At 69.9% G+C, this 2,784-nt stretch carries 4 protein-coding genes; all 4 read left to right on the top strand.

From position 1 onward, the window contains the following. Positions 1-4 precede the first annotated feature (4 nt). The 4 genes from QH276_RS35485 to QH276_RS04430 all read left to right on the top strand — a co-directional run bounded on the left by QH276_RS35485 (position 5) and on the right by QH276_RS04430 (position 2,531). Positions 5-331, top strand: a complete 327-nt coding sequence (locus QH276_RS35485) for a hypothetical protein (protein WP_432278784.1) — start codon at positions 5-7, stop codon at positions 329-331. Beyond that, a complete protein-coding gene (locus QH276_RS04440) occupies positions 328-954 on the top strand; it encodes a TetR/AcrR family transcriptional regulator (RefSeq protein WP_280402642.1) in 627 nt (208 codons plus the stop codon). Before QH276_RS35485 ends, QH276_RS04440 begins: the two co-directional genes overlap by 4 nt. A gap of 123 nt (positions 955-1,077) precedes the next feature. Then, entirely contained in the window at positions 1,078-1,767 is a 690-nt protein-coding gene (locus QH276_RS04435) for a VC0807 family protein (protein ID WP_280402641.1), read from the top strand. Continuing rightward, positions 1,764-2,531: an SDR family oxidoreductase gene (locus QH276_RS04430; RefSeq protein WP_280402640.1), complete on the top strand. Its 768-nt coding sequence runs from the start codon at positions 1,764-1,766 to the stop codon at positions 2,529-2,531. Before QH276_RS04435 ends, QH276_RS04430 begins: the two co-directional genes overlap by 4 nt. The last annotated feature ends 253 nt before the right edge of the window (positions 2,532-2,784 follow it).

The following is a 2,784-nucleotide window of genomic DNA, read 5'->3' as shown; positions in this document are numbered from 1 at the left end:
GGCCATCGGCGCCCTGGCGCTGATCCTGCTCATCACCGTCGGCGATATACACGTCCACGAACTCATCACCGGCCTCATCGGTGTCGCGGTCATAGGCGCCGCGGTCCTAGCCAGCAACCGCCCCCACCCCCCAACACCCCGCCCGCGGGAGCGCACCACACGGTCCGCTCCCGCGGTCTTTTGCGTACCGGGGCCGCATAGGCCGGTGCGCCTATCCCCCCGGACATCGCGAGGCCCTAACGGGCATCGGCACGTGACCGCTCGCGAACGAGCGGGCAGTAGCATGCGCGGCGTGGACAGGAAATCTCCGCCGGAGCCCGCTGCACCATGAGTTCCGGCTCCCGGCTGCCACGCGGCCCGCGACAACGCCTCAGCGAAGACCAGCGCCGGCAGCAGATCATGCGGGCTGCGATCGAGGAGGTCGCCGAGCGCGGTTACGACGGCGCGTCGATGACCCGGATCGCCCAGCGTGCCGATGTGGCCAAGGGGTTGGTGTGGCACTACTTCACCGGCAAGGACGACCTCATGGCGGCAACCGCGAAGGCCACAATGGAGGCTTTGCGGCAAGATATCGTCGACGTGCTCGATCTGGATCGACCCGTACCGGAAATCATCCGTGCCGCCCTGCGTACCGCGGCCGGCCAGGTCCGTACCCGCCGCAACGAGCTGGTCGCGCTGAACCGCATCGTGCACAACCTGCGCCACCCGGACGGCGGCGAGCAGGTGACCGCCGGCTTCTACGAGGACACCTACCGCGGACAGGAGCAGTTGTTCCGCCGCGGCCAAGCCGAGGGCAGCTTGGGCGATTTCGACACCCGGGTCATGGCGGTCACCTATCAGGGCTCGATCGACATCATGCTTTCCTACCTCGAAGAACATCCAGAAGTGGAACCGGGCGACTACGCGGCGGCGCTCGCCGAGATCCTGCTCGGCGGTATGCAGGCCAGGGGCTGACGGGACCCGCTTACCCGGATCACCGCTGAGCAACACTCACCGGTCTCGACTATTGACCCCTTGGTCATTTATTATTGACCGCATGGTCAACAGTGCGGCCTTCCGCAATCCTGTGGGGCGACAATGAACCCCACCTCCCCGACAGCGAATCCGGCGCAGAACGGCAGCGGGGTCGATCCGCGCAGCGCGATCGCTTTCAGCCTGCTGGTCAACGCCGTGGCGCCGATCGCGGTGTTCTACGGAATGCGCGCTGCCGGCATCGACCAGTTGTGGGCCCTGCTGCTCGGCCTGGCGGTACCGGCCGCCACAGCGACGCATTCGGTCGTCGTGAAGCGACGGATCGATATGCTCGCCGGTCTCGTCATATCCGTCCTGCTTCTCAGCGTCGGACTTTCGTTCCTGACCGGGAGCCCGCGAACCCTGCTGGCGCGCGACGGCTGGGTCACCGGGCTGGCGGGCGGCTGGATTTTCCTCACGCTCCTGCGAACCCCGTACTACCTGTCCGCCTTACGGCTCTTCACCGGCGGCCCGCTGCGCGAGCAGATCGATATCGCCTGGCGGGACACACCGCCGTTTCGGCGGGTGGTGTACGCGGGCACGATGATCTGGGGTTCGGCACTGCTCTTGGACGCGGCGACCACCGTGGTCCTGGCCTACACAATGCCGGTCGCCAGCGTCCCGCTGGCCGGCGCGCTCAAGCTCGTGGCGCTGATCGTCCTCGCCGAGGTGGTCAGCCGGCTGCACTTCCGGCGCAAGGGCCTGCCGTACCTGGTCGCACCGGCCGAAGACACCCCGGCAGGCGGGAAACGGTGAGCGAACGCAGATACGTCGTCACCGGCGCGGCTTCGGGAATCGGCGCCGCCACCGCGACGATCCTTCGAGACCGAGGCGCCAGGGTCATCGGCTGCGATCTGAGCGACGCCGACATCATCGCCGATCTGTCGACGCCCGCCGGCCGCCGCTCACTGGTCGATCAGGTATCGAAATGGGGACACGTCGATGCGGTACTGGCGATCGCGGGCGGCGGCCGGACCGGGCTGCTCGAAACGAATTACTTCGGCACCGTCGCCACGCTCGAAGGGTTGCGACCGCTACTGGCGGAAAGCGCGGCCCCGCGGGCCGTCGCCGTATCCTCGACGTCCTCGCTGGCCCCCGCGGACGAACGAATCCTGCGCGCCTGCGCGGACGGCGACGAAGCCGCCGCGACTGCCCTGCTGCGCGCCGACCCCGCCCTGCGCGATTCCGCCTACGGTATTGCCAAACGCGCCCTGAACGGGTGGGTACGACGAGCCGCCCCGACGCCCGAATGGGCCGGCTCCGGTATACCGCTCAACGCGGTGGCGCCCGGCGTCGTGGACACCCCGGCCGCCGCGTGGATCCTCGCCGACGACAAGGTACGTACCGCCGTAGAGGCCGCGGCACCACAACCCCTCGGCTTCCCCGGGCGGCCGGAATGGATCGGCCACCTCATCACCTGGCTGGCGGGACCGGAGAACTGCTTCGTCACCGGTCAGATCATCTTCGCCGACGGCGGCACCGAAGCCACAGTGCTCGGGGACTGTCACTGGCGAGCCTGAAGCCCGGACCGACTCCTTCATCGCCGGAGCCGGCGACCACCGGAATCGCCAGATATCGATCCAGCCGGACCGTAAGCCCGACCCTGAAACGGATAGCCGGCCGGGGGGGGGGGGGGGGGGGGGGGGGGGGCGGCCGGGGGGGGGGGGGGGGGGGTGGGGGGGGGGGGGGGGGGGGGGGGGGGGTGGGGGGGGGGGGGGGGGGGGGGGGGGGGGGGGGGGGGGGTGGGGGGGGGGGGGGGGGGGGGGGGGGGGG

The organism is Nocardia carnea (assembly GCF_029869215.1).
GTDB classification, from domain to species: Bacteria; Actinomycetota; Actinomycetes; order Mycobacteriales; family Mycobacteriaceae; genus Nocardia; species Nocardia carnea_B.
Note: the sequence above shows the minus strand (reverse complement) of the source record. Positions and strands in the feature narration are given on the sequence as shown.